Below are 21559 nucleotides of genomic sequence, written 5' to 3'. Positions count from 1 at the left end.
GACGGCATCGAGGTCATCCAAGTGCCGGCAAACCACGCCGCCTGATCACCTCGTCACCCAAAATCCCGCATAGCTCCTTCCCACATCTACTAGGAATGGAGCTGGATCGCGAAAAAATGGTAATCGAACGGAAGCTGGCGCGCTGCCGTCAGTTAGCGGAACAATTCGCCGATGGCCCGACTGCCAACCACATCCGCGAGCTACAGGCTGAACTGCAGGAAAGCCTACGTGTGCTAGATGAGTGCACCCGACGGCAAGGCCGCCTCAGTTTGCCGTGGCACAAATTGCACTAGCGGCCATCAGGCATTCAGGAATAGGTTTTCAATCCCAACCGCAGGGGTTGTGTCATGGGCAGTGACCTACTTGAAAGAGTTTTCATTGTAATCCTTGGTCTGACTCCGCTTGCCATCATCGGTGTTGCAATGTTCGCGCCGTGACGGCGCCGATGCTGAGCCCGCGTGAAAAGAAACTCCTGAGGCGCATGGCTCTCGGGCGGCGTGATACTCAAATCGCCACGCAGATCGGCGGGACAGAAGCGCAGATATCGGTCCAGCGCCTTCGCTTACTCAGGAAGCTCCAAATCCACTCTCAAGCTCAGATCGTGGATGCGGCGGAAAGATTGACTAGTTGGCCTACAGTAGTCTTTCGCAAACCTGGCTCGGTGCATCGGGCCCGGTAGATGGCCCCAGCAACGGCCCCCATGCCCCCAAAGTTGCTCGGGCCGCTCAATCGTAAGGCCGCCTCACGGACGGCGGGAAGAAGTTCACGAGCCCGGATGAGGGAGACGTAAACAGATGGGTTCTCAATCAGGTGCTGGCACCAAATCCTTTCGTTCGTAATCTCACGTCAATGATGTATCTGTCCCAAGTCACCGGCCTCTCCAGGATCAACTATCCACACAGCCAGTTTATGAAGCGCATAAATTTCGACGCGCTGGGAAGACTCGAAAAGCCATTCATATTCCACAACGCCTGGAATCTCGATGAGCATAAACTCGCGTTGTTTTCCAACCGCCCAATGCCCAAGAAGGTCGATGAGAACAAGAAGGTCGATGGGAAAGAGTACAAAGTGCCTATCAGCGCATCCAGCTTATGTGCGTGTTCAGCCCTTCCCGTCGTCGAAGAAACCGTAGAGATCGACGGAGTTACCTACTGCGAAGAAGCACTGGTCGATACGGTCAACTTCGAGAGCTTGCTCCAGGAGCGTCATAAGCCAGGCGATGAGCTGGACGAGACATGAGTGAGCTTGATCGTCGATTCAAAGCAAGTCCGCAAACCGGAAAACCTTCACGATGCCCTGGCAAATCTCTGCCAATTGTTCGCAGCGACCGTTGGCGAAGATGATGTCAAGCTCTTCAAATATCACGTGCGGTACGACAAGCCAAAATCCGGGGAGCATCCGTGGAAGGGCACAATAGTCGAGATTCATGTGCCGGGGCACATCAGTTTCAATGGAACCACAGCAACCTGGACAGCGGGAGAAGGTTGGGAAGGATCGCTGCTGAACAAGCAATCAAGGCATACTACGAACACGGAAAACGTCCGCGGCATGACGGGCCACATTTCATAAATGAGAATCCTGCGGAAAGCGATGAGGCGGGATGGCGAGAGGTAAAACAAGCATATCACGAATGTCGAAGGCGGATTGCGTAACGGCAAGGTAAAGCAGCCTTGAGGCCGACCTGCTGAGCCAAGCTCCAATATCCGCAGTCCAGGCGGAATTATTGCAGTCGGTCGAGTAATGCCTTTGCCTGCTTCAGATCCTGCGTTTCAAGACCCTCGACGAACCAGCCGTAGACGGGCACGAGCTGGTCGAGCGCTTCGCTGGTTCTGCCCTGATCGATCCACAAGTTGGCGAGGTCTACTGCTACTCGAAGTTCAAGGGCCTTGGCGCGTTGGCTTTTTGCAGTTGTCAATGCGTGATCGAGCAGTGACCGTGCATCGGTGCTGGCCTCCGGTGCATCGCGGACGAGCAATACGCGCGCTTTCAATCGATACAGCTCGGCCTCAAATATCCGTTCGCTATTGCGGCCGGTAGTAGCGAGACCCTGCTCAATCAGTTCGAGCGCGGCTTCGCTTTGATGGCTCGACAACAAAGCGGCACTCAGGAGCACATACAGTGCTGTGATGCCAAGCTGATAGCCCGCGCCGCGATATTCGTTCATCGCCGTGCGGATTTCCTCGAGCGCAGCGGACGAAGGATCAAGGAAGGTGGCGCTTATCCCCCGGATGGCGCGAGCCAATCCTCGCCACTGCCGGAATCCGAGCTCTTCCGACAAGGCGAGACAACGATCGGCATAGCGGTGTGCCTTTCGGAAGTCACCCCGAAGAGCGTGGAGAATGGATGCATAATAGCATCCATAGGCCTGCGAATGCGGATGACTGATGACGTCGGCACGCTGAAGGGCGGCATTTACACGCGCGAGTGCCGTATCAGCACGGCCCTGCAGCCAGAGCGCCCATGACATCAGAGCCAGGTCGGCCACACCCGCATCCTGGCCGGCAGCACGCGCCGCCAATCTGTCATGCTCGCTGCTCGCTTCGAACGCTTCGAAGGCCCGTTCGATCACCTCCTGGGCACCTACGAGATTTCCCATGAAAAGGCGTATCATCCCTTGCCCACGCATCGCGTTGAGCAACGTTGGTCGATCGCCCCGACCCTCCGCAAGATCGAGCAACACCGAGATCATTTCCTCGGCGACCGGCAACTCGCCACGAATGACGCTCGCGGTGGTCAACCAAAACATGATTTGTAGTCGCTCGGGGGGATCTCCGAGCCGCTGGCACAGCTCGCGCGCTCGCGCAAAGGTCGCCACCGCCTGGGGCGAGGCCGGCCCCTGGGTGGCAATGAGGCAGGGCCCGAGCGCGTACTGGAAATCAAGCTCCAGCCGGTCCTTAAGTGCACCGTCGGCCAAATGAGCCGAGACCTCAATGCCTTTGCGCAAGTGTGCGATCGCTTCGAGGTTGGCGGAGCGCATGGCCGCTTTCTTGCCTGCCTGGAGCCAATATTCTCCCGCCTTTTCGAACAATCCCGCCTCGGTAAGGTGGAGTGCGAGAGTCTCGGGTTGAGACTCCACAATTTCCGGGAATCGTTGCTCGAAAGCGTTGGCGACGGCGGCATGCAGCGCTGCGCGTCGGCTCTTCAGAAGTCCCGCTTCGGCAGCGTCCCGCACGAGCGCATGCTTGAAGGTGTAGACCGCCCGGGGTATCTCGCCTCGGCAGAATATCAACTCCGCCTGAACCAACTGGGCAAGCGCCTCCTCAAGCCGTTGCCTTGGCAGCTTGGCGACCACGCTCAGCAGTTCGTACGAGAACTCGCGTCCCACAACGGCGCCGATCTGAGCAACTTCCTTCACGGGGGCCAATCGGTCGAGCCTAGCCATCAGCGATGCGTTCAATGTCGTTGGAATCGCCATCGATGGTAGCGGACCGCTGACCACGTAATGGTCGTCTCGCTCCTGCAGCAAGCCGGTTTCGAGCACCGCCTTGGTCAGTTCCTCGACGAACAGGGGCACGCCGTCGGTGCGAGCGAGGATTTGGTCCAAGACCTCCTCCGGAAGCGTCTTGCCTGCCGTGACGCGCTCGATCAAGGCCGCCCCGTTGCGCCGGTTCAGCCGTGTAAGCGAGACGGTCGTCACATGTGCATGACCAGGCCAGGGCGGCGTGAACTCTGGTCTCGCGGTGATGAGCAGCAGCACTCGGAGTCGTGGCACCTTTTCCAGTGTAATCGTGAGCAGCTCCATCGAAGTCGGGTCCGACCAATGGGCATCCTCAAAGATGATGAACACTGGCTGCCGCGCCGCCAACGCTTCGAGCTGAGCCGAGAATGCCGCCAACGTCATCTCCTTGTGTTTCTGCGGACTGAGCTCGGGCAGCTGGTAGCGGTCACTGACCGGCAGCGACAGAAGGTTTGCTAGGGCCGGCACCACACGATCTGCGTCGGCGCCGGACCGCAACAGCAGAGCTTCAAGCTTGGCAAACTTCTCCGTCGGCGCTTCGCCTCTTTCGAACCGGGCAGCACGTTCGAGATTGTCGATGAACGGATACAACGCACTGTTGGTATGGTGCGCCGAGCAGAAATGGCGGACCGTAATGTGTGGTTCGGCTTGGAGCCGCTCTTGAAGCGCCAGCGCGATGTGCGACTTACCGATACCTGGCTCGCCAGTTAGAACCACTACGCAACCTTCGCCCGAAGAGGCGTGCTGCCAGCGCCGCAACAGCAGCTCGATCTCCTCGTCTCGCCCGATTAAGGGTGTCAATCGAGTCCTGTGCTGAGCCTCAAAGCGGCTTTCGACTCCAGTCGTCCCGAGCACCTGCCAGGCAGGTATTGGCTCCGCCCATCCTTTCAGCGCGATGGAGCCAAGATCGCAGTATTCGAAATATCCTTCGGTGAGCTGGCGCGTACTCTCGGAGATCAGCACCGTACCGGGCTCGGCAAACTGCTGCAGACGAGCAGCCAGATTCGGTGTCTCACCAATCACCGCCTGCTCCTTGGCGGCGCCTTCGCCGATCAGATCGCCCACGACGACCATACCGGTAGCGATGCCAACGCGAACCTGCAGCTTGGTGCCGATATCTGTCTGCAGGTTGGCCACGGTATCGACCAGTGACAGCCCCGCCCGTGTCGCCTGCTCGGCATCGTCCTCGTGCGCCAGGGGGTAGCCGAAATAGGCAAGCACGCCATCCCCCATGTAGCGCGCGATAACGCCCTCGCTCCGGGCGATAACCTCAGCGATGCAGGCGTGATAGTCGCCGATTATCGAGCGCAAGTCCTCCGGGTCAAGCCGGGCCGAAAGTGCGGACGAGCCCACCAGATCGCAAAACATGACCGTGATTTGGCGCCGCTCGGCGCTGTCTCGCGGCGCTGGTTTGGCGGCCGCTTGGTCCGATTCAGCGACATCATCCTCAAGTTCCGCAATTGCGCGCAGCATCTTGCGCCGGTGCCCAAGCAGGACGCCGAGGTCCTTGAGGTCCTGCTCCGTGAGATCGCCGACGACCGAGAGGTCGATGGCATTCTCTGCGAAACGATCGGCGTACTCTCCCAAACCGATCGATGCCAGCCACTCTGCAATACCTGTCATGGTATACCTATGGCCAATAGGGATAAGAGTAGCACATCGCAGAGACCTGCGAAGGCACATCTGCAAATGGAAGCACCGATCGCGAGACTTCTCAGCCAGTTTAACACATTGGCTCCGGCGAAAGGTGGGCGCTGCCAAGCGATGCCATGAGGCCCCGATCGCGAGCGCCTTCGCGACCGTGCAATAGCCAACTCAACGTAAAGCCTCGTTTGGCGCGAAGCACAGCTATGAACAGAGATGCCTAGTTGCCCTCGTTCCAGATGTCGGTGGTCAGCTTCCAATCATCGCCGCTCTTCTCCCAAACCACGACATACTTTCCAGTCACATCCTTCGGTGTCGGTCCCTTGGTCTTGAGGGCGAACGTCCCAATCTCGCGCGCCGCGGATGGGCCAAGGGGCTTAACGTCAAGGGTTGCGAGCTTCGGATCGCCAACTTGTTCCGCCATGCTTTTCCACATTGCTTCGATGGCTGATCGGCCGTGCACCATCGCAGAACCTGGCGGGAATGCGGTCGCATCCGTGCTGTAGAGTGACGCAACTCCAGAGAAGTCGCCCTTGTTGAACAACTCAATCCATTTCGCATTGATGGCCTCGATCTCGGCTCTTTGAGCCAAAGCCGGTGCGGTAAACGAGATCACGAATGCAATCATCAAGGCTATGCTACGCATGATCATCTCCAAATATGTTCGATGCGAATGCAGGGCGGACGTTGACTTGACAAGAACCGGATGCGTTGAATGAGGCATCCCAGACCGGGTTCGGCGCGCCAGCAATTCCGGGGAATTACCGTCAGCAACATTGACTAACCAGCGCAACGCGCGCCTCACCGGCGACCTGAGCGGTTTTGATCCCAATGAGATTGCGAACGATCTGATGCGTGCTGGGCTCGAGCTGGTCGAGGATCTAGAAGAAAAGAAATGTGGGACCGCTACGCAAGAGGCAGCGCCACTATCCTTCAACCGCCTGCGCATAGCGCTGGCACGTTTGGGGCAGTCACAGCGCCTCACCAAGCGCTGATGTCGGCTTCGGGTCCAAAAACTGACGGTGTCCTACCAAGAGACGATTGCCGCCTATCGCTCGACAAGCAGACATGTAGCTTAGCATTAAGTCCCTTTTCGCTATCGCTCAGACGTATCAAGTGGGCGCATCTCGTGCGTTATGGTAGCAAATGCTTCGCGCACCAATTCTCGAGCCGGATGCTCAGCCAATGTGAAGCCCATAGTGACGACGTATCACATTAGGATTATGGTGCGCTCGGAGGGCGTTCGCATCTGCTGCAATTTCAGTTGCCCATCCCAACGATGAAGAGCCAAAGGCTCATATCAGCCTTGTAGGAGCGTTTCAGCTGCCATTGCCGCCCCGGACCCCACGTCCGGAACGTAATCAGCGACCGAAACAATCAACAAGAGCAATGAAACTCGATCCTGATTGACCACCTTTATCGCTGTTTGTTCACGAGGTTTCGGTGCAGGATAGCGACCGCGCCGATTGGCGCCATGTGGCTCAAAGCGCTTGATGTCGAAGATCCTCGAGCCGACCGTGGGCCGAGCTAATAGGATCGAAAGCTAGCTCCGCGCGTTGACTAGTTAGCCCAAATGGGAGGTCAACAATGGCTAACGACCGAGACCGACGGGCGCCGACGGCCGCGGAACGCGAAGCAAACAAGGCATTCAAAACGGTCAGGCCGAAGGATGCTATGACGGATTACGCCAAAGCGCAAAAAGCGATCCACGATAATCGAGAGCGCCTAAAGGCCGAACGGCTGGCGCGGGAGGCCGAAGCGGCCAACCGCACAAGAGCGGGCTAAGCGTCCCATGTGGATGATCACGGAGGACCAAAGTTTGTGGAGGGTGAAATGGCCCTGCACTTCCGTCGAGTCGATACTGAACTGGAGATATGGATCGCAAGCAGCGACGACTATTCATTCGTCATCAGCAACGAGAGCCGGAGTGGACCTGGATTGCATGGAGAGCCGGGCTTTGTTGCATCATATCGCCCCGACTTTCTGAATATGCCAGCGGCTCACGTATCCGGGTCTCCCTTCAGTTCGTTCGCTGAAGCCGAGCGGGCCTGCAATGCGTTCCTGGGTCGCCTCATCATTAAGGGATGACTACCGTTATCCGCCCTTCACCTTCGCGCGGCGGCAATGACGACGCGATCGGCGGGCTAGGAACGTGGACGCGTCTTCCGGAGTTGCCATTGGCGCAAATAAACAAGGGAGTGAAGCGCGATGGGACGAGGCGTCTTGCTTTGGCTTTGGGCGTGCCAATTCCCGTGATCATCCTGCTGTGGTTGTTCTTCGGGCACTGACTACGGCGTAATTGCCGGGCGACGTGCACCACGCAGTCTACCGGCGCAGATGCCTCGCCAGGCCCCTGTCAGGATTGGCGCTTACACTCCCCCCGCTTGGGCTGGTTGCGCATCTAACCTCGCTCGGAAGGCCTGTTCGCCTCGCCCATCGAACCGACCCCGCCTATCCATGTGCCGACGACCTCAAAGTTCGAATTAAAGGCGACAAGATCCGCGCAGTATCCGGGCGCGATCCGTCCAAGCTCGGACCCAAGGCCCAGAAATGCCGCGGGCGTCCGGGAAGCCATGATAAGAGCATCGACAAGGGAGATTCCGATGAGCGCAACAGCGTTGCGCACCGCCTCGATCATGGTGAGGTGAGCGCCCGCGAGCGTGCCATCCCGGTCAGTCAGGCGATTGTCGTGCAACGTGATCTCCCTTCCCTGTAGCAGGAATTGCCGGTCGCTCGTGCCCGCCAATGGCATGGCATCGGTAACCAGCATCAATCGATCGCGTCCCTTGCAGCGCAAGGCAACACGCAAGCAGGCGCGGTCAACGTGGATGCCGTCGCAGATGATCCCTGCAAACAACCGGTCATCTCCCAGCGCGGCGCCCACCAAGCCCGGCTCTCGGGCGGTTAACTGCGACATGGCATTGAACAGATGGGTCACCCCCGAGACACCGCGATCGACTGCCTGCCCGATTTCGGCTGCGGTGGCGTCGCTGTGGCCGGCCGCGATACGCAATCCAGCGCCGATCAATTCATCGATCATGGACGCGGGCACGCATTCCGGGGCCAAGGTCACCATGGAGCGACCGCGGTCCCCGAAGCTTTTGATGGTGGCGAGATCGCGCCGATCGGGCACGCGTATCTCGGCTTCCGGATGAATGCCCTTGCGAGACCTGTTGAGGGCCGGACCTTCCAGATGAAAGCCGAGCACGCCAGGAATTTCGAGGCACGCCTGAGCTGCTACAGCCAATCGTTCGATGACCTCGCTTCGATCGGTGATGAGGGTTGGCAAACAGCCCGTCGTGCCGGCCTTGCGGTGCGCCTCGACGATGCGGCGAACGCCGGCCTCCGATGGCTGGTCGTTGAGAAGAACGCCGCCGCCTCCGTTCACCTGAACATCGACAAATCCGGGTGCAAGGATCGCATCTCGGGGAAGGTGGATCGAGGCGCGCGCCTCCTCGGTAATGCCTTCGATCCGCCCCTGCGAGATCCTGACCAACCCTGGCCCGCGCATGTCGGCACCATCAAAGATGTGCTGCGCAGCAATCGAGAGAACCACGGAAGACCCAGCTTGGCCCATAAGTGCTAATCCGAGAATGCCAATCACGGGCTCGTGAGGCGAGTCCCGTGCTGTAAAGGTCCTTATATGTACACAACGGGATTCGGGGACCCGGAGCTAATCCCTTGCGTTAACTTCTCATGGGAACAAAAGGTACCACCTATCTCGGCATCGATGGGGGCGGAACCCGCTGCCGCGCCCGGATCGAGGACGAAAATGGCAGGGTACTCGGTGAAGCGAGCTCGGGGCCTGCCACGACCCGGATTGGCTTCGACCGGGCCTGGCGGTCCATCATGGAGGCCACCGAAGCGGCGGCCGCACAGTCCGAACTGACGCACGAGGATTTCACGCGGATGCACGCCGGAATTGGCCTCGCCGGCATTGGTCGCCGGGGTGCGGAAGCGGCGCTCAAAGAGATCCCGCATCCCTTTGCCTCCGTTATCTTCATCAGCGATGGCCTGGCTGCCTGTCTCGGCGCCCATAGCGGCGCCGACGGGGCCATTGTGGTCACCGGCACGGGCTCCGTGGGTGTCGGCCTGATCGGTGGCCGCGAGATCCGTATCGCCGGTTACGGCTTCCCCGTCTCGGACGAAGGCAGCGGCGCCGACATTGGCCTGCAGGTCGTTCGACTGGCGCTGCGGGCCGCGGATCGCCGCGGCGAGCTGACACCATTGCTCGCAGAGGTGCTGGGCGCATTCGATCAAGATCCTTATCAGGCCGTGGCGCGGTCCGAAGAAGCCAGGGCCACCGACTACGCTGCGTTCGCGCCGACCGTGATGCGGCACGCCAATCAGGGCGATCCGGTCGGCCGCCGCATTGTCGAACACGCGGCCGATGCCATTGGCGATCTGCTTGATCTGTTCCTGGCTAAAGGAATTGACCGGCTCGCGCTGGTGGGCGGGCTCGCGGATGCGATTACGCCCTGGCTAACGCCTGACCTGCGCGCCCGCCTGAGGCGTCCTGACGCCGACGCAGCGGCCGGCGCGCTGCTTGTGGCGCGAGGGCGGCTCGACCTGCGCAAGCTGGACCCGCCCAAGAGAGAAACTGACCATGAACAGACTTCGAAGTTCCGCGTTTGATGGTGCTTGGATCACGGATATGGCCACCGAAGAAGTCGATCCCAGATTTGCCGACCTTGATGCATGGTCGCTGACGTCAGCGATGGAAGCGATGTGGGAGGGCCAGCTTGCGGCGGTCGCCGCGATCGGCCATGCCCTTCCCGCGATCACTGCGGCAGCCGAAGCGGCCAAGACGGTGCTGGGCGACCGTGGTCGCATTGTATATGTCGGCGCTGGCACGTCAGGCCGCGTGGCGGTCCAGGACGGCGCCGAGCTGACGCCGACCTTCGCCTGGCCCCGCGAGCGCGTCCGCTTCGTCGTTGCCGGCGGTGACAGCGCGTTCGTCACCAGCATCGAGGGCGCGGAGGACGATGTCGATGATGCAGTCACGCAGATCAGCGCCGCACGGCTCACGCCGCACGACGTGGTGATTGCGGTAGCCGCCAGCGGCACCACGCCGTTCACGGTCGCGGCGCTGCAGCAGGCAGGGTCTTTCGATGCAGTAACGATTGGTGTCGCCAACAATCCCGGCACCGCACTGCTGGCATTGGCAACGTTTCCGATCCTGGTCGAGACCGGCCGAGAGCTGATCGCCGGCTCCACGCGGATGAAGGCGGGCACCGCGCAGAAGGTCGTGCTCAACCTGATCTCCTCAGGGATCATGCTGCGCCTTGGCCGGGTATATCGCGGCATGATGGTGAACATGCCGCCGACCAATGCCAAGCTAAAGCGGCGCGCCGAGGCCATGGTGGCGCAAATCGCGCGCTGTAATCCGTCGCACGCGGCACGCTCGCTCGAGCAGGCCGAGGGAGACATCAAGATTGCAGTCCTTCTGGCGCTCGGTGTCGACAGGGTTGATGCGGAGACCGTTCTGGAGAACTGTGACGGCAACCTTCGGCAAGTGTTTGTCGAGCTTGCCAAGAATCGTGACTCGCATCGTGACCGACTCCCAAAGGGAGCGGCGGGACGCGGCCGAGGCGGAGTGGTTGAGCCGTGACGACATCCGCGATGGCGAGCGAAATCGGGGAAAGCGCGGATGTTGTCGCCAACATTGTTCGCAGCCGACCCGCCACGCGCGACATCGCACAGCGGATTGGGATTGACTCCGCCCCTTTGTGCGTCGTGTGTGGTCGGGGAAGCTCCGGGCATGCCGGGGTTTTCTTGAGATATCTTGTCGAGACGCGGCTTCGCCTTCCCGTTTCAGCAAGTGCTCCCTCGGTGATCACGGCATTTCGCACACCCTTGATGCTGCGCGGTGCGCTGTTCATCGTGATCTCGCAATCCGGGCGCAGCCCGGATCTCGTCGCAGCGACCAGGTCGGCGCGAGCCTCGGGCGCACGCACGATTGCAATCGTCAATGCGACGTCGTCGCCGGTGGCTGACGAAGCGGAGTTCGTCGTTCCGATCGAAGCCGGCCAAGAGCACTCCGTAGCGGCGACGAAGACCGTAATCGGCTCGATGGCCGCCAGCGCCGGACTGGTTGCCGAGCTGGCGCAAGATCGTGCGCTACGGTCAGCCCTCGACCGGCTACCCGAGCGCCTGCACCGCGCGCTGGCGCTCGACTGGTCGGAAATTGCCGATGATCTCGTCAAGGCGTCAGCTGTGTTTGTGGCGGCTCGGGGCCTGGGCCTGGGCTCGGCGAGGGAGATCGCGCTCAAGCTTTCGGAAATCATGCGCCTGCCCTCCATCGGACTGAGCGCCGCCGAGCTGCAGCATGGGCCACGTGCCGCGTTATCGTCGCGCACGCCAGTTGTCATGATGCGTGTCATGGATGAAACGGCGACCACGGTGGACGCACTGGCAGAGGAATTGCGTGAGCAAAAGATCGCGCTGCATCTCTGCGGCGGACCGCATGGCTCGCTGCCTTGGTTGGTCGAGGATGACCCCGCCACCGACCCGATCACCATGCTCGTTCCGGCCTATCGGATGATCGAGCAGGCGGCATGCGCCCGTGGATTTGACCCGGATCGTCCCCCTCGCCTGAGCAAGATTACCGAGACGTTTTGACTGATCGCTGGGTGGCGACCAAAGCGGGAGCGACATCGTCAAAACGTAACAAACGCGAGCAGAAGCGACCGAATGCGCGACAAAGGCAACGAGGCTGATCGCTATTCTGCCGCTCATAGCGGTCTGGTTGCAGGTTCGAGTCCTGCCGGGCCACCAATGAGATTAATGTCTTACGGGATCTTAGTTGCCCCCACCGCGACGACCGCAACAGAAATCGCACCAGATACGTGCTGTTTTCGTTCACACGAAAGTTCGCAACGGCGTCAGGCAAGCTCGTCTGCTGATGAGTGGACGCGACAGTGCCACCCACGATCCTTGCCTTTCCCGCCGACGGAGAGGGATCGACAGAAGCAGTCTCTCCTTTGGCAATGATGTCGGCTATCTCCGGCAAAGCGGAAGTCAGCCACAACGCCAATCAAGTCCGCTAAGGGCCACAAGCGGAAGCAAGCCAGCCTGTTTCTCACAACGGCTCCCTCAGCCCATGCTCCTTCGGTATCAGCACAAGCCCGAGCTGCGGATCGTCCTGAAGCTCTCCGAGAATAATGCCGTGCCCGTTGTAACCAACTATGGGGCAACCGGGGTGCAGGAGGATTTTCACGGTCTCGGTATTGGTCGATCCCTTGACCACGTGATCAACGCGTGCGGTCAACAGTTCCACCTGATAACCAGAACCAGCCCGTTCGACTCGCGTACGATCATAGACCGATGCTTCAATTATCTCGGAGGAAGAAAAGCGGGGGTCGGTCGGAACCTGCTCAAATAAAATACTTGATCCGGCGCCTGGGATTACGCAGGCAACGGCGTTGGTGCACGCGACGCAATAAATCGCAAAACAGAGCGACCATGTACGCAGATGGGCAAGCGGTTGTTTATTCATCGCACCACGATGCCAACTCTTTGCGAGGTCGACAATGGGCCAAGAAGAGACAGCGCTTTTCGCTTGTTGCCTAGATTGGGGCGCGTCGGAAGCTATGCTTCAACCCGTAGATGTTGTAAATTTCTCAACCACATCCAAGAAGCGGAATGTCCAGATGGGAGCCTCGATTAGCGACACCGCCTCCACAATCCTGTTGATCACGCTCCTTGTTCTGGGGTTCGTCGCGACGGTCCTGTGGGGGCCGTCCTTCGAGCGGCTCGGCGACGACGTTGAGGCCCCGTATATCTTCAAGCTATCCCCCAGCCCGTTCTGCGTGTGGCCAAGCGCTGATCATCGTTCGATGAACGTTGGCCGGCCGCCGCGCGACAATAGCCAGCTACATCCATTCACCCATTGGAATTTCTATTCAGACAATTTCGAGCCCCCTGGTCAAACCCCGTCTCTCGATGACGCGCTTACACACCGGCGGATTGAAGGACCCACAGCGCACCGAGGAAGCCGGCGACAAAGTCCGAATTGGCTCTTCGCCGTGCAAAGACGTGTCGGCAAGCCTATGCCGGCAGCACGATCACCTTCGTATTGACGGGCGTTCGCGCATATAGGTCGATCATGTCCTGACTGAGGAGGCCGGTACAGCCGCTCGTAATGCCGTTCCCAATCGTTTCGGGGTCGGTGGTGCTATAGATCGTGTAAAGCGTGTACACCCCATTTTGATAGAGGTAGAGCACGCGGGCACCAAGTGGATTGTCGAGACCTCCCGGCATGCCGCGAGCATATTTGCCCGCCTCCGGCTGGCGCGCGATCATCTCCTTAGGTGGCGTCCAGGTAGGCCATTCGGCTTTGCGCCCGACATAAGCCTCCCCGCTCCACCGGAATCCATCGCGGCCGACATTGGCTCCATAGCGGGTCGCGTTTCCCTCGCCCTCGATGCGGTAAACATAGTATTTGCTGGGATCGACGATAATCGTACCGGGCGCCTCACTACTGTCATAGCGCACTGTCTTGCGAAGATATTTCGGATTGACCTTACTAACATCGACCGCAGGGATCGGGAATTTCTCGTTCGGCACAGGCCCGTAGACTTTCTCCGCCTCGGCCAAGCTCATGTAGTCGGATGCGCAACCGGCCAGGCCCAGTGCGGCGAGACCAGCAGCGGAGCCGAACAGAAACGCCCGGCGGTTGAGAGCCCGCGATCGAAGCCCGGGCAGAGCCCCCTCACCCAGCGTACCGGCGTCGGCAATTCCACGGTCCATGATCATGATTTCGGATTTTCCATTGTCCCGTTGTACGGCCGGACCAGACTTTGGCATACGGGATAGGGAGGGAGGAGAAAAAGTTCTTCGTCATTCGAGGTTGAACCTCCTTGACCAACAGATGGCCTTTTGGCTGCCGCCTGGGAGCCAGGCAGCTGACGGCCACTTCTATCCATGTCGCGGCCGGCGACTTCGAAGCCGAACGTGGATTTATGGCGCGCTCGGAGGGAGGTCGCATTTGCTGCGGTTTCAACGACTTATGCCGATGACGTGGATCGAACGGGTCCTTTCAACCTCAAAGGGGCGTTTCAGCTCCTGTTCAGGAGGCACATCGCCCTTGCCTGACTGCTTCGCGGTTCGGTCACTATCATGGCTCCTCTGACGACAGCTGAGTCGAGCAGCGAAGCGCAACCGGAGCGCGCCTATCCAGATCAAGGATGCGGCGTTTGCCCTGCAGAGTGAGTGTTCGGGCACGCGCTAGTTGCTTGCCGGGCGAACCGATGTGTGGCCAAGCCGGGTCCGGCAATGGCTCATCAGGTATTGGAGCCGTTGGGCGGCAAGACCTAGCGCGGCCATCTCGGCGCCGTCGGCGCCCTCACCGCCTGCATTCCTGGCGAGTTCAGCCTTGAGGATACCGTCAATTCTCCGTTCGATTTGGTCCAGTTCGGCCTCGCTCTTCGCCATCCTGATTTCGTTGCCAAGCTCATAAAGCGGCTCCAGCATACTTTGCGGTCCGCTGCCTGAGCGGGCAAAGCGCCAGGCTGCCACGAGGATGGAGATCAGTGAGCCCAGCAACAGCGACCCGTAATAGAGCTTGTCGTCGTATTTGTCGAAGAAGCTCTGCTGGTTGCCATTGTAGTAGGTCGCAGCTCCCGGATGGATCGGGATCAACGCATCCGCATCCGTGCTCGGCGCCGCGGCCTGGGCCAATATCGGAAACTGTGACAGCAGATCCCGTTTTGCATCGACCAGTGACTGCGCCAGATCGGTAATGGTGTCGGCATTGACTGACTTATTGGCGACGAGAAAGTACGACAAGCGCAGCGAGGTCAGGTCATCGGAGGGAACCGGCGGAGCGCCCCGCAAGGTGCCTTTCGGGATGTCATAGCTCTCGTATTGCTGCGCGACGTTGGCGACCGCACCGGCCGACTCGATTTCGATCAGTTTTGGCGCTGACCCTTTGGCGCGTTCCTGGTGAAAGAATTGCCTGACTTTGGAGAGGTATTTTTCCGTTAGAGGAACAACGGCCAGCAACGCGTGAACCTTTCCTGATGCGAGCGACGCCGCGGCGTCGTTGATGGCAACATTCAGAAAGGTGACCTTGGCGCGGTCGAACTGATACACCTGCTTGAGGGCCTCAACTGTCGGAGCGTTGATGGCGCCGCCGACCACGCCAATGGTCATATCGTGTAAACCACCGAGGCTGTCGGCGCTGGTGGCTGCGGGCGTCACGATCAGGACCACCCCATGGGTCAGGAGCAGAACGCTCCGCGCGTCTGCCAGGCCTCTGGTATCGCCTCGAACGATTGCAAGATCGGCCTTGCCCTCCGCCAGCAGTTCGGCGGCCTTCGCTGAACTTCCGGCATCGCTGACCTTCAACCGGACATGCGAGTTCGACGCCGACAGGCGCGCTGATATCGCCGAGATCAGCGCCAGCGATTCGCCATCGGCCGACCCGGCAGCCACGGTGAGCACAACAGGCTTTGCGAAGTAGCGATACGCGAACCATCCGCTGCCGATCGCCGCGGCCGTGGCTGCTCCGACAATCAGTACCCTGAGCCATCGCGGCCACAGATTGATTGCGAGGTTGCTCATGGCATCACGGTACGAACGCCAGCATCAGGCCGGATACCCTAAGGAAACGCTGATGCCCGCCTGCCCCACCAAACAGCACGTTGGCGCTGACTATACGCTTCGCAAAGGACAACATCAGTAGGTCCCCCCCTCATCGAACGCCGGGCCTAACGAATGGCGCTCTTGTCTCAATCGGCCTTCATCCGAATTCCCAGTCTCGCCCGCTCATCCTTGAATACGACGGCGATGGCTTCGATAATCAGCTTGTCTGGATTTGCCTTGCAGTACTGGATCACCTCATGCTCCACGACCTTTCCCTTCCTGAGATCCAGATAATGCTTCTTGGCTAGGCCGTTGTACCAACCGCTGTACCAGGCCGTCAGGGCGTCCGCGTCTTCCTGGTAGGTACCCGCGAGTTGGGCACATGTCAGCTTTTGAACATCAATGAAGCCGTTGCCGTCGACATAGGCCGAAAGCGGCGTCTGGGCGAGAGCGCTGGAGCACGCAATTGTCGTAGCAACTGCAAGAAGGTAGCAATACCGCATTCTAGATCCTCTATCTCGCGTCTCTTGTTCGACTTGGGTGTTCCGCGGCAGGCGCGCTTTGCTCAAGGGACCCCTCGCAGTTGAAGCGCTGACAGGCCAAGCGTGACATTCAGCGCGACCGAACCTTCGACTGATACCGGTTGCAGCGCGAAGCTTCTGTTGGATCCGCCGACCAGAACGTTTGCCCCGACACCAACACCCAACGCCACGTCACCGCTCGCACCAACATAGGTGCCAGCCAGAGCCCCGGCAGGAACGCCGGCGACGGGCGCCAGAACGCCCCACGCCAAGGCGCCGCCACCGATTACCCCAATATCAATTCCTACCGTGTTGAGGGCGCCTTCGTAAAATTGTGGGGGACCGGGCATGGATGGCACGAAGCGGCACTCCATCGACTGGTGTCCGACGATAATGAATCCAATGCTCGGGTTAAGCTTGCAGGTGAGCATACCCGTCTGGGTCCATGTCGGGGTCTGGGCCGAAGCAGGACCGGTGAGTGCAACCAACGTTGCACAGAGAGCCAACGCCTTAGGATTCATGATAGCGCCCTACCCGCATCTTCCGTTTCAAAATCGATAATTGATGCCGCCGCGGAAGGTGTTGAGCTTGTCGGTGCTTACGCCCGTGCCGACCACCTGGGTGTAGAGATATTCACCCTTCAGGGACCAGTTCGGCGTGAAACCATATTCGATACCCAAGCCTGCAACAATGCCAGGACGCCAGGCTGAGGCTGTGCAATTTGGAAGTACGCCGAGCGTACCACATGCGACGCCGGCAATTGAGGTGCCATTCGCGCTCGATTTCACGAAAGCAGCACCACCGGTGACATACAAAAGCAGATTATTGACGGCGACGCCGACTCGCGCCCGAGCCGTTCCAACGGCGCTGATGTTGGACGCGATATTGAGTGTAATACCCTGCCCGATGCCCGCGATAGCCGGACTTATGATGCCGTTGCCCTTCACGTTCGCCCAATCAAGATCGCCCTCAAGGCCGATCACGACATATCCCTGCTGGATTTGGGCACCCATGGTGCCGCCGAACATCCCGCCACTGATATCGAAGCTTGCACGGTCAAACCTGCCAGAGACGAGCGTCAGCGGATCTTGCGTGCCCCAGCCGTAACCGCCGTTCACTCCGACGTAAAGGCCGGTCCAATTATAGACCTGGGCCACCACGGGCGCGCTCTTGTAGGTCTGCATGGGAAGGTCTGCCGCAAAGGCGCAGGTAGAACTGACGGCAGCAAATCCTGCCCCAATGATAAGTTTCTTCATGTCGTCCATCACGAAAATTTCGTCCCAAATTGGTCAAGAGGCCAACAAGGGCCGGCTGCTAAGCCGGCCCTCGCCGGCAAAGATCAGTAACTCGTAGCGACGGGTCCACCGAATTTGTAGTTCACGCGCACGGTGATCAGATCCACGTCTTGGCTGACCTGATTGACCACGGCAGCAGCGCCTGCCGGTACCGAGAAGGAATTGTTGGCGTTACCCATGATCAAGCGATCATATTCAATGGCGGCCGACCAGTTCGGCGTGAAGCCGTATTCAAACCCAACGCCGATGGCGCCGCCCCAACGGGTTGAGGTCGCATAGTTCAGGCCAACGCCTCCAATCGTGGTAGCTTGAAGAAGGTCGTTGTTCGTCACCGCCGCGCCGCCTTTCAAATACAGCAACGCAGCGTTCCACGCGTAGCCGATCTGGCCGGTGAAAAGACCCAAGCTGGTGACCTTGGAAGAATTGGTAAGAAGCGGATTGACAACGCTCACGTGTGAACTGCGCATATTTGCCCAGTCGCCCTGGCCTTCCAAACCGAACACAAACTGACCGGCCTGCCAACGGTACCCCAGCTGTCCACCGATGACGCCTCCAGACTGACTGTGGCAACCATCAGGAATGACCAGGCCACCTGCCGGTACGACACCCCAGCAATTGCGGCTCGTGCCATATCCGCCATTACCGCCGATGTAGAAGCCGGTCCAATCGTAGACGGCAGCCATCATGGGGGCCTTGGCCGGGTAGGGCCGCTGCGGCAGGTCGGCAGCGAACGCAGGAGCTACGAATGCAGTGAATGCGGCGGCGGTGAGTACGATCTTTCTCATTTCAAAATCCCTTGCAAACACATCAGCCTCAAGTTCGAGGGCCTGTACCGAAAAGTATTTAGGTCAACTCCCAGTCGCTATGTAAAATCGGACAACCAATCGAAAGAAGTCGGCCCGTTGCAAATTCGGTACACCGCAGCGTGACGTTTCTGTTTCAGGCCGGATCAAAGCTATCCGACACGCCGACAGTCAGCTGTCGAATGCCATTGCGCAGACGATCGCACCCGCGCTCCTTCTCGGCGCGCCCGGAGACGCGACTCGCACTTTGCAAATTTGGGTATTGCGGTTGACGACGCTGGCTGAAGCGAGTCGATTCATCCCGCACTTTGCACCCGCGACCTCGCCACCGTCTCCGACGGGCGCTCTCCAAAAAGGGCTCTGTATTCCGAGGCAAAACGACCGAATTCGGTAACGCCGTGTTCGCTCATGATGTTTGTGACTTTGCTTGACGGCCCACATTTTCCGCGGAGTGCACGGCGGACCATGTTGAGTTGACGTAGCTTGAGATAGCTTGCTGGACCAACGCCCAGCTGCTGCCGGAACGTCCTCAGGAGCGTCCGGCTTGTTACGTCAGCCGCGAGGGCCAGGTCAGCAACCTGGAGCCCTCCCCATTTCTGACCATGGGCGTGCTCCAACGCTTTTGTCACAGTGTTACTGGACAATCGCGACTTTTCCGTTGGGAGGCACATTTCGTTGTCCAAATCCGCAATTGCACCGATCAATGCGTTTAACAACCGGGCAATGCTAAGTCCGTGGAGCGTCGACGTTTGCTCCTTGCGTACGAGCGCGGCTGTGCTCGCGGTTGCCTCAGTCAAACAATTGAGAAATTGTTTCGGGGACGAAATGACGCACTTTGCTTTCTTGAGCCGTGTAAGATGGTTTCTGCCGGTCCTGACAACAAATGTTTCAAAGAGCCCAACAGGCATCGAAATCGACATCCAACGATGGATGCCGCACGACGCGAACGTAAAATCGCTCCCAGGCGGAAGCACCACGAAGTCGTGAGGCCGAAGGATTTGACCGTCAAATATCAGGCAATCAGCAATTTGCTCATCCTGAACGATAAAGCTCAAAGCATCTGGACACGAAACGCCGTGCAAGATCTTGGAGCCTCCCTCCAGGCCAAACTGCAAGACGATCGAACCCAGTTTGCAATGATCGACCGACCAAGGAGCTTGACTGGGACCAGTCAGCAGAAAATTCCCCGTCGCTCCAATAACCATGTCGGAATATTCGTCAAAGCTAAGGCTGTATGATGCTACGTCGCTCGCAGCCGCCAACGGAAAAGTCCTCCCACCCGGTTTCCTACAGGCTCGCCTACGGCTTCATCTTGATGCCAAGCTTCGCGCGCATATCCTTGAACACGACAGCAATCACTTCGACGACCAGCTTGCTGGGATCGGCCTTGCAGCACTGGATGACGTCGTGCCCCGCTTCTTTCGCTCTCATGACGTTGAGACGATGCTTACGCGCGAGACCGTCGCAGCAGCCGCCGTACTACGTGGTGAGCAACTCCGCGTCTTCCTGCCAAGCGCCCGCAAGTTGAGCGCAGGTCAGCGTCTGAACGTCGATGTATCCTTGCTGCGACGATCAGCGCTCTGTGTGTAATTGCTCACCATCTTCGTTTCCGATTGCTGCTTGAGAGCCTGTGGGTCACGCTCGAACTCGCGCCCGCCAAAAAAGGCCGGCACGAGTTCGCGCGCTCAAATCACTTTCCAGGCAGCATGATTGGTCCAGGTGCCATCAGACCCGCTTGATACCGGGCGGTTGCCAAGTTCCTTGACCCGCCGGCAAGATCGACGGCGGCGTAGGCTTCGGCCAATAGAGGCGCATCACGAGGTAGATCTTGTCGTCCGGCGCCGGAAGCCAATTGGCTTCCCTGTCCGCGCCGGGGCTGTCTTTTTGAATGTACAGCGTCAGCGAACCGTCTGCGTCCTTTTTCATCGCCGACAACATCGGAGAGTTAATGAGGTAGCGATTGATCGGATTCTTGACCAAGAGCTGGCTCTTGCCGTCGTACATCGTAACGGACCAAAACGCATTCACTGGCGGCAACTGGTCGGGTGCAAAGGTGATGGTGTACTTGTGCTTGCTGCCGTCGAGCAACTCACCGGCCGCGTCCTTCCGGGTGTAGGGGTACATCGCTTCTACGGCATCGTTGCCATAGAGACCGCCCTTGGCGGCGCCTGCCCGCATCGCCCAATCGCCGTTGAAGAAGGCCTCGTCGCCAAAGAACGAACCAACGTTCCAGCCATTGATGTTTTTGTTTCCGCTGGCCAGCCATTTGTCGACCTTGTCGTCACCCTGCTTCATGCCGACCAGGATTTCGGCCTTGTGTTCGAGCGATAGATCCCTGAACGCGAAGGTCTTGCCGGGACCGATGCCAATTCTCGCAAGTTTCGCACGGATCGCCTTGTCCCTCGGCGTCTCGGGGACGAATTGCAGGGCTGCGTCGAGATATTGGAAGAAGTTATCCTTGATCCCGGCCGTGGTGGCAGGAAGGAAATCGATCTTCGGCGCGGCGGGCGGGGCGGGCTGTTTGAGGAAGGCGGAAAGCGGTTGGGCCTTGTAGCCGGCCTGAACTTTCTCGACGTTCGGCATGTCGCCGGGATTGAAGAGCTGGGTGCGGAAAGCCGCGAATGTGAACGGCGTCGTCGATCGGAAAACCTTCTTGATTCCGGTCGGCGTTTCGCCTTTCCAGTCAGGGCCGACCACCAGATAGTCGCCCGGCTCGGTCCCCGTGGCGCGCGTGCCGATGTAGCCGAAATTGTAGGTGTTGCCGTCGATCAGCTGGACCGAGTAGTAGCGGTCCTTTTCGACCGTCGGCACCGAGATGACCATTGGTTCGGCGCGCAAATCCAGCCAGAGTATCGAGTAAGGGGTGTCGCTGTTCGGCGTGATGATTGCCGTGTCCGCCGGGGTGGCGACGTGGTGCATGTTGTAGATTTCGTTGAACGGTGCCTTGAACTGCCCCGAGTTCCTGTCCACGGCATATTCTTGCATGACCGCATAATTCATCACGAGCGGCAAGCCGTAGATGAAGCCTTCCTCAGCGATGTCCTTGGCCTCTAACAGCCTGGGCCAATCGGTTTTGTTCTGCGCAATTGCCGGGGTGTACTTCGCCGTCGTGGCGGCGAGCGCGGCGATCGCCGCGGTGGAGCGAAGTAAGTCTCGCTTCGTCAACATTTGCCGTACTCCTTTGTTGTTCGATTGAGCTATCGAAACGATCTGCATTCGGATGTCAGGAAATCCATTGCAGCTTATTGGTTG

Annotated in this window: 23 protein-coding genes; 10 read left to right on the top strand and 13 right to left on the bottom strand. The window is 59.3% G+C overall.

Features of this window, described 5'->3' with window-relative positions:
- From QJT82_RS33495 to QJT82_RS33485, 3 genes are all read left to right on the top strand, one after another.
- Positions 1 to 293: hypothetical protein (locus QJT82_RS33495; protein WP_281446677.1), on the top strand; the 293-nt coding region annotated here is incomplete at its 5' end.
- 556 nt (positions 294 to 849) lie between these two features.
- Positions 850 to 1239 carry a hypothetical protein gene (locus QJT82_RS33490; protein ID WP_028345449.1) on the top strand — a complete coding sequence of 130 codons (390 nt, stop codon included), beginning with the start codon at positions 850 to 852 and terminating at the stop codon, positions 1237 to 1239.
- On the top strand, positions 1240 to 1569 hold the full coding sequence (locus tag QJT82_RS33485; protein WP_196238275.1) for a hypothetical protein: 330 nt from the start codon (positions 1240 to 1242) through the stop codon (positions 1567 to 1569).
- A gap of 151 nt (positions 1570 to 1720) precedes the next feature.
- On the opposite strand, the gene QJT82_RS33480 is transcribed toward QJT82_RS33485, so the two are convergent.
- Positions 1721 to 5080, bottom strand: coding sequence for an adenylate/guanylate cyclase domain-containing protein (locus tag QJT82_RS33480; protein WP_259244933.1), 3360 nt, complete (start codon positions 5078 to 5080; stop codon positions 1721 to 1723).
- A 241-nt stretch (positions 5081 to 5321) separates the two neighbouring features.
- Positions 5322 to 5747, bottom strand: a complete 426-nt coding sequence (locus QJT82_RS33475; protein WP_028344263.1) for an SgcJ/EcaC family oxidoreductase — start codon at positions 5745 to 5747, stop codon at positions 5322 to 5324.
- Positions 5748 to 5877: 130 nt separating this feature from the next.
- Here QJT82_RS33475 and QJT82_RS33470 point away from each other — a divergent pair, with 130 nt between their 5' ends.
- The 4 genes from QJT82_RS33470 (at position 5878) to QJT82_RS33455 (ending at position 7389) form a co-directional block, all read left to right on the top strand.
- On the top strand, positions 5878 to 6096 hold the full coding sequence (locus QJT82_RS33470; protein WP_028344262.1) for a hypothetical protein: 219 nt from the start codon (positions 5878 to 5880) through the stop codon (positions 6094 to 6096).
- 592 nt (positions 6097 to 6688) lie between these two features.
- Positions 6689 to 6886 carry a hypothetical protein gene (locus QJT82_RS33465; RefSeq protein WP_028344261.1) on the top strand — a complete coding sequence of 66 codons (198 nt, stop codon included), beginning with the start codon at positions 6689 to 6691 and terminating at the stop codon, positions 6884 to 6886.
- 48 nt (positions 6887 to 6934) lie between these two features.
- Complete coding sequence (locus QJT82_RS33460) at positions 6935 to 7189, top strand: hypothetical protein (protein ID WP_018272925.1); 255 nt, start codon at positions 6935 to 6937, stop codon at positions 7187 to 7189.
- Entirely contained in the window at positions 7186 to 7389 is a 204-nt protein-coding gene (locus QJT82_RS33455) for a hypothetical protein (RefSeq protein WP_080686974.1), read from the top strand. The genes QJT82_RS33460 and QJT82_RS33455 overlap by 4 nt, the downstream gene beginning before the upstream one ends.
- 113 nt (positions 7390 to 7502) lie before the next feature.
- On the opposite strand, the gene nagA is transcribed toward QJT82_RS33455, so the two are convergent.
- Complete coding sequence (gene nagA, locus QJT82_RS33450; RefSeq protein WP_028344260.1) at positions 7503 to 8678, bottom strand: N-acetylglucosamine-6-phosphate deacetylase; 1176 nt, start codon at positions 8676 to 8678, stop codon at positions 7503 to 7505.
- A gap of 119 nt (positions 8679 to 8797) precedes the next feature.
- On the opposite strand from nagA, the gene QJT82_RS33445 reads away from it, so the two are divergent.
- From QJT82_RS33445 to QJT82_RS33435, 3 genes are read left to right on the top strand one after another with little or no spacing between them, the layout of a single operon-like run.
- Positions 8798 to 9736, top strand: coding sequence for a BadF/BadG/BcrA/BcrD ATPase family protein (locus QJT82_RS33445; protein ID WP_264641729.1), 939 nt, complete (start codon positions 8798 to 8800; stop codon positions 9734 to 9736).
- A gap of 19 nt (positions 9737 to 9755) precedes the next feature.
- Complete coding sequence (locus QJT82_RS33440) at positions 9756 to 10712, top strand: N-acetylmuramic acid 6-phosphate etherase (RefSeq protein WP_028344258.1); 957 nt, start codon at positions 9756 to 9758, stop codon at positions 10710 to 10712.
- A gap of 11 nt (positions 10713 to 10723) precedes the next feature.
- The gene (locus QJT82_RS33435) at positions 10724 to 11722 is read left to right on the top strand and encodes an SIS domain-containing protein (protein WP_028344257.1); all 999 of its coding nucleotides are present in this window, start codon (positions 10724 to 10726) and stop codon (positions 11720 to 11722) included.
- Positions 11723 to 12182: 460 nt separating this feature from the next.
- Here QJT82_RS33435 and QJT82_RS33430 read toward each other — a convergent pair whose 3' ends face one another.
- The 10 genes from QJT82_RS33430 to QJT82_RS33385 form a co-directional block, all read right to left on the bottom strand.
- Positions 12183 to 12599 (bottom strand): hypothetical protein, encoded by a 417-nt coding sequence (locus QJT82_RS33430; protein WP_155258777.1) that lies wholly within the window; start codon positions 12597 to 12599, stop codon positions 12183 to 12185.
- Between the two features lie 551 nt (positions 12600 to 13150).
- On the bottom strand, positions 13151 to 13858 hold the full coding sequence (locus QJT82_RS33425; RefSeq protein ID WP_028344255.1) for a L,D-transpeptidase: 708 nt from the start codon (positions 13856 to 13858) through the stop codon (positions 13151 to 13153).
- A 471-nt stretch (positions 13859 to 14329) separates the two neighbouring features.
- On the bottom strand, positions 14330 to 15667 hold the full coding sequence (locus QJT82_RS33420; protein WP_035633370.1) for a TAXI family TRAP transporter solute-binding subunit: 1338 nt from the start codon (positions 15665 to 15667) through the stop codon (positions 14330 to 14332).
- A 167-nt stretch (positions 15668 to 15834) separates the two neighbouring features.
- Complete coding sequence (locus QJT82_RS33415; RefSeq protein ID WP_028344254.1) at positions 15835 to 16191, bottom strand: HdeA/HdeB family chaperone; 357 nt, start codon at positions 16189 to 16191, stop codon at positions 15835 to 15837.
- 62 nt (positions 16192 to 16253) lie between these two features.
- A complete protein-coding gene (locus tag QJT82_RS33410; protein WP_035633366.1) occupies positions 16254 to 16730 on the bottom strand; it encodes a DUF992 domain-containing protein in 477 nt (158 codons plus the stop codon).
- A 27-nt stretch (positions 16731 to 16757) separates the two neighbouring features.
- Positions 16758 to 17474 carry an outer membrane protein gene (locus QJT82_RS33405; RefSeq protein ID WP_080686973.1) on the bottom strand — a complete coding sequence of 239 codons (717 nt, stop codon included), beginning with the start codon at positions 17472 to 17474 and terminating at the stop codon, positions 16758 to 16760.
- 74 nt (positions 17475 to 17548) lie between these two features.
- On the bottom strand, positions 17549 to 18289 hold the full coding sequence (locus QJT82_RS33400; RefSeq protein WP_028344252.1) for an outer membrane beta-barrel protein: 741 nt from the start codon (positions 18287 to 18289) through the stop codon (positions 17549 to 17551).
- 314 nt (positions 18290 to 18603) lie between these two features.
- Complete coding sequence (locus tag QJT82_RS33395; protein ID WP_155258776.1) at positions 18604 to 19569, bottom strand: helix-turn-helix domain-containing protein; 966 nt, start codon at positions 19567 to 19569, stop codon at positions 18604 to 18606.
- Between the two features lie 37 nt (positions 19570 to 19606).
- Complete coding sequence (locus tag QJT82_RS33390) at positions 19607 to 19738, bottom strand: hypothetical protein (protein WP_259244937.1); 132 nt, start codon at positions 19736 to 19738, stop codon at positions 19607 to 19609.
- 294 nt (positions 19739 to 20032) lie between these two features.
- On the bottom strand, positions 20033 to 21475 hold the full coding sequence (locus tag QJT82_RS33385) for a DUF1254 domain-containing protein (protein ID WP_281446676.1): 1443 nt from the start codon (positions 21473 to 21475) through the stop codon (positions 20033 to 20035).
- Positions 21476 to 21559: the final 84 nt, after the last annotated feature.

The organism is Bradyrhizobium sp. Mp19, assembly GCF_029952935.1.
GTDB classification, from domain to species: Bacteria; Pseudomonadota; Alphaproteobacteria; order Rhizobiales; family Xanthobacteraceae; genus Bradyrhizobium; species Bradyrhizobium elkanii.
This window is presented reverse-complemented; position numbering and strand designations above follow the sequence as displayed.

Excerpts from the sequence above, each read along its gene's own strand:
- QJT82_RS33490 (WP_028345449.1), top strand. The coding sequence starts at position 850 with ATGATGTATCTGTCCCAAGTCACCGGCCTCTCCAGGATCAACTATCCA.
- QJT82_RS33480 (WP_259244933.1), bottom strand. The coding sequence starts at position 5,080 with ATGACAGGTATTGCAGAGTGGCTGGCATCGATCGGTTTGGGAGAGTAC.
- QJT82_RS33475 (WP_028344263.1), bottom strand. The coding sequence starts at position 5,747 with ATGCGTAGCATAGCCTTGATGATTGCATTCGTGATCTCGTTTACCGCA.
- QJT82_RS33465 (WP_028344261.1), top strand. The coding sequence starts at position 6,689 with ATGGCTAACGACCGAGACCGACGGGCGCCGACGGCCGCGGAACGCGAA.
- QJT82_RS33460 (WP_018272925.1), top strand. The coding sequence starts at position 6,935 with ATGGCCCTGCACTTCCGTCGAGTCGATACTGAACTGGAGATATGGATC.
- QJT82_RS33455 (WP_080686974.1), top strand. The coding sequence starts at position 7,186 with ATGACTACCGTTATCCGCCCTTCACCTTCGCGCGGCGGCAATGACGAC.
- nagA (WP_028344260.1), bottom strand. The coding sequence starts at position 8,678 with ATGGGCCAAGCTGGGTCTTCCGTGGTTCTCTCGATTGCTGCGCAGCAC.
- QJT82_RS33445 (WP_264641729.1), top strand. The coding sequence starts at position 8,798 with ATGGGAACAAAAGGTACCACCTATCTCGGCATCGATGGGGGCGGAACC.
- QJT82_RS33440 (WP_028344258.1), top strand. The coding sequence starts at position 9,756 with ATGGCCACCGAAGAAGTCGATCCCAGATTTGCCGACCTTGATGCATGG.
- QJT82_RS33435 (WP_028344257.1), top strand. The coding sequence starts at position 10,724 with ATGGCGAGCGAAATCGGGGAAAGCGCGGATGTTGTCGCCAACATTGTT.
- QJT82_RS33430 (WP_155258777.1), bottom strand. The coding sequence starts at position 12,599 with ATGAATAAACAACCGCTTGCCCATCTGCGTACATGGTCGCTCTGTTTT.
- QJT82_RS33425 (WP_028344255.1), bottom strand. The coding sequence starts at position 13,858 with ATGATCATGGACCGTGGAATTGCCGACGCCGGTACGCTGGGTGAGGGG.
- QJT82_RS33420 (WP_035633370.1), bottom strand. The coding sequence starts at position 15,667 with ATGAGCAACCTCGCAATCAATCTGTGGCCGCGATGGCTCAGGGTACTG.
- QJT82_RS33415 (WP_028344254.1), bottom strand. The coding sequence starts at position 16,191 with ATGCGGTATTGCTACCTTCTTGCAGTTGCTACGACAATTGCGTGCTCC.
- QJT82_RS33410 (WP_035633366.1), bottom strand. The coding sequence starts at position 16,730 with ATGAATCCTAAGGCGTTGGCTCTCTGTGCAACGTTGGTTGCACTCACC.
- QJT82_RS33405 (WP_080686973.1), bottom strand. The coding sequence starts at position 17,474 with ATGGACGACATGAAGAAACTTATCATTGGGGCAGGATTTGCTGCCGTC.
- QJT82_RS33400 (WP_028344252.1), bottom strand. The coding sequence starts at position 18,289 with ATGAGAAAGATCGTACTCACCGCCGCCGCATTCACTGCATTCGTAGCT.
- QJT82_RS33390 (WP_259244937.1), bottom strand. The coding sequence starts at position 19,738 with ATGAGAGCGAAAGAAGCGGGGCACGACGTCATCCAGTGCTGCAAGGCC.
- QJT82_RS33385 (WP_281446676.1), bottom strand. The coding sequence starts at position 21,475 with ATGTTGACGAAGCGAGACTTACTTCGCTCCACCGCGGCGATCGCCGCG.